The 3,246-nt window shown below is 67.1% G+C and carries 4 protein-coding genes; 2 read left to right on the forward strand and 2 right to left on the reverse strand.

The genetic code is table 11. The features are described 5' to 3' along the window. Both FXF52_RS40750 and FXF52_RS40755 read right to left on the reverse strand, forming a co-directional pair. Positions 1-1,154: glycogen debranching N-terminal domain-containing protein (locus tag FXF52_RS40750; RefSeq protein WP_305069380.1), on the reverse strand; the 1,154-nt coding region annotated here is incomplete at its 3' end. After that, a complete protein-coding gene (locus tag FXF52_RS40755) occupies positions 1,151-1,522 on the reverse strand; it encodes an SCP2 sterol-binding domain-containing protein (RefSeq protein WP_187414023.1) in 372 nt (123 codons plus the stop codon). The genes FXF52_RS40750 and FXF52_RS40755, both read right to left, overlap by 4 nt. Before the next feature lie 214 nt (positions 1,523-1,736). Here FXF52_RS40755 and FXF52_RS40760 point away from each other — a divergent pair, with 214 nt between their 5' ends. Further along, on the forward strand, positions 1,737-2,114 hold the full coding sequence (locus FXF52_RS40760) for an SCP2 sterol-binding domain-containing protein (RefSeq protein ID WP_187414024.1): 378 nt from the start codon (positions 1,737-1,739) through the stop codon (positions 2,112-2,114). Beyond that, positions 2,111-3,246, forward strand: a 1,136-nt coding sequence (locus FXF52_RS40765; protein WP_305069381.1) for a glycogen debranching N-terminal domain-containing protein, incomplete at its 3' end; no start/stop codon positions are given. The genes FXF52_RS40760 and FXF52_RS40765, both read left to right, overlap by 4 nt.

Here is a 3,246-nt window from a genome sequence, read left to right on the forward strand (position 1 = left end):
CGCAACGCCGCCCGCGCCTCGGCCTCGAACTCGTGCACCAGGTCCGCGTTTCCCGACCAGCGTTCGTACTCGTCGAGCAGGATCACGAAGAGCGGCGTCGCGTCGGCGCTACCGAAGTACGGCGTGTCAGGCTGCTCCTCGAACGCGGACAGCTCGCTGTACCGGAACTCGTGCATGATCTTTCCCGGCTCCTCGTCGCGGAAGTCGTCGAGGACGGCAGCCTGATCGAGGGCGAGTAGGCGCAAGGTGGCCACGGCTTGGTCCGGCACGATTGGCAGCGCCTGCAGACTGGTAAGGATCGAGTCGCGGCCGGTGGCGGTTGCTGCCCATGGCAGGCCGGCGGCCGGCATCGGCTCGCTCGGCAGCGCAAGTGTGTAAAACCGTAGGGCGGCGAGATCGACCAGGCTGCGCCGGTACGTCTGCTCCAGTGGCGTCCAGTCGCACGACAGTTGTGGCGTCTCGGCGAGCCACTGCTTGAGGTCCTGCTCGAGTTGCGGTTTGTTCCGCCGGTGCGGGGCGGGGTGCAGATGGTCCCGGACGTCCTCGCCGTCGGGGCGCAGCGCGAGGCCCCGGACGTGCAGGGTGGTGGTCCACTGCCCGTGTGGTCCGATGCGGATGTCGTACGTCAGCCCGTCCTCGTCGACCCGCGCTGGCTCGCTGGTGGAGATGACCGTCTCCCGCCGGAACGTGTCGCGCTCGTACCCGAGGCGCAGGCACCCGTCCGCGACGCGTTTGTATATCCGGCCGAGCCGCTTATATCTTCCGCCCTCGGCTACCGCCCACAGCGGGAGGAAGTCCGAGTCCGCCTCGACCCGAATGGTGAATGTCGTTGGTTCATTCGAATGGTTGAAGACGGTCAGGCGCTCCTCGAAGCTGCCGGCCACCGTGCGCTCGCGGATGACCGAGGCCTTGGCGTCCACGTAGTGGGTGGGGGCGCCGGGCACCAGGAAGAAACGCACCTCGAAGTACTGCGAATCGTCCAGGGCCAGCGAGTGCAATCGCTCACCGTTGACGCTCAGCCGCCACAGCGACAGGCATCGCGTGTCGAGCGTGAAGAATCCGGACGGGTCGCCTTGGGCCGTCTCGATGTCGCCGCTGTCCTGGCTCAATACGAAGATGTTGCCGTCCAGGATCCGGACGAGGCCGGGTTTCATGTCCGCCGCCTCTGTTCGCCGGTGAAGGCTCGCGGATGGTGCCCACCCGGGGGCTCGGGGAAGAGCCGCTCCAGCAGGATGATGAACCGGAATTGCCCTTCGCTCGTGAGCTCGTTCCGCAGCCACGCCGGCTCCGGTTTGATTTCGCCGAGCACCATCCGGTCGAACGAGGCGTTGTCGGTGCGGATCACGATGTCCGCGCTGCGCTCTTCCCTTGTCACCCGGATATCCCCGTTCGTGATGCTGATGAACCAGTGGTCCGTCCCGTGATCGTGGTCCAGGTCGAAGCGGATGGTGCCGGTGGTCTTCTTGAGCACGCGTCCTTGACGGGGGAGTTCGGCGAAGAATTTTCTGGTCACATCCGACATCAGAGTCCTCCCAGAAGGTCGAGCGCCATGGCCAGGATCGCTCCACCCACCGGTTCGTGGCATCACCCGTGTCGGGTGAAACGGCGGCGGGCCGGTCCGTTGCCGCCTCGGTGACCAGCGAGGAGATAGCCGCTCTCACCCGATGCGGGTGATGCCGGAGCACTCCTCGGCGGACTACCTTGTCGCCGTCGGGAGTCGAGCCGAGGGAGTCTTGATGTCCGATCGCGCCGCAAAATTGTTCGGCGGGCTCGGCCGCCGCGGCCATGAACCCCTGCTCGAGGAGGCCAACGCCGCCGTACGCTTCGACCTTGAGCACGAACGCGGAATCGACCACTGGCTCCTCGTGATCCGCAACGGCGACATCCGGGTGTCGCGAGACGATCGCGAAGCGGACCTCGTCGTTCGGGTTGACCGGGCACTCTTCGAGCGGATCGTCGCCGGCGAAACCAACGTCTACTCGGCGTGGTTGCGTCACGAACTCTCGGCCGAGGGCGACGTGCGCCTGGCTCGGCTCATCCAGCGGATCATCCCGGGGCCCTCGGGCGCGCGCCATCCGCGGGCCTTCGCCCGCAAGCAGGGACAGCGGACATGAAGCAGGACCTCGTCAGACTGCTGGACGGTAACACCTTCGTGGTCAGTGAGGAGAACGGCGACATCGACGCGTCTCCCACCGTCCCGACCGGATTGTTCTCCTTCGACACGCGATTCCTGTCGAAATGGCTTCTGCGCATCGACGGGGAACGGCTCACCACGCTCACCATCGACAATGTCGAGTACTTCGAGAAGCGCTTCTTCCTCGTCCCGGCCACCCCCGCTCTCGCCGACGCCCAGGTCTCGGCCATCCGGGAACGCTGTATCGGCGGGAGTTTCACCGAGCGACTGACGGTGATCAACCACCGGAGCCGGCCGATCGATCTGCGGATCCAGGTCGAGATCGAGAGCGATTTTGCCGACTTGTTCGAGATCAAGGATGTCCAGGCCAAGCGCGGAAGTTATCACACACGGGTGGAAAGCGGGCGCCTGTGCCTCGGGTACGAGCGCGACACGTTCCGGCGGGAGACGGTCATCTCCACCAGCGAGCCGGCGCGGGTCGACGAGGACGGGCTGACGTACGACATCCGCATCGGCCCGCACGGACAGTGGGCTACCGAGCTGCACGTGCGCACTCTGGGCCCCGACGGGCGGGACATCCGCGAGAGCCTCCAGGGCAGGACTAGTCGAGAGACCAAGGAGATGCGCCGCGAACTGGACCGTTGGCTGGCCGAGGCGCCCCGCCTGGTCTGCGATTCCACGGCGCTGACGAAGACGTACCGGCGCTGCCTGGTCGACCTCGCCGCCCTGCGTTTCACCCCCCTGACGGGCGGCGGGCAGACCCTGCCCGCCGCCGGGCTGCCCTGGTTCATGGCCATCTTCGGCCGGGACAGCGTCTTCACCAGCCTGCAGGCGCTGCCGTTCGCGCCAGACCTCGCCGCCACGACGCTCCGCCTGCTGGCGCTCACCCAGGGCGCCGTGCTCGACGACTTCCGGGAGGAGGAGCCGGGAAAGATCCCGCACGAGTTGCGGTACGGCGAAACGGTCGCGTTCGAGGAGCAGCCGCACGCGCCGTACTTCGGCAGCGCGGACGCGACGCCGCTCTACGTGATCCTGCTCGACGAGTACGAACGCTGGACCGGCGACGCCGACACGGTGCGGCTGCTCGAGCGCGCCGCGCGGGCGGCGTTGGA

Source organism: Micromonospora sp. MP36 (assembly GCF_008119785.1).
Lineage (GTDB): Bacteria > Actinomycetota > Actinomycetes > Mycobacteriales > Micromonosporaceae > Micromonospora.

Coding starts and splice junctions, on each gene's coding strand:
- FXF52_RS40755 (WP_187414023.1), bottom strand. CDS start 1,522: ATGTCGGATGTGACCAGAAAATTCTTCGCCGAACTCCCCCGTCAAGGA.
- FXF52_RS40760 (WP_187414024.1), top strand. CDS start 1,737: ATGTCCGATCGCGCCGCAAAATTGTTCGGCGGGCTCGGCCGCCGCGGC.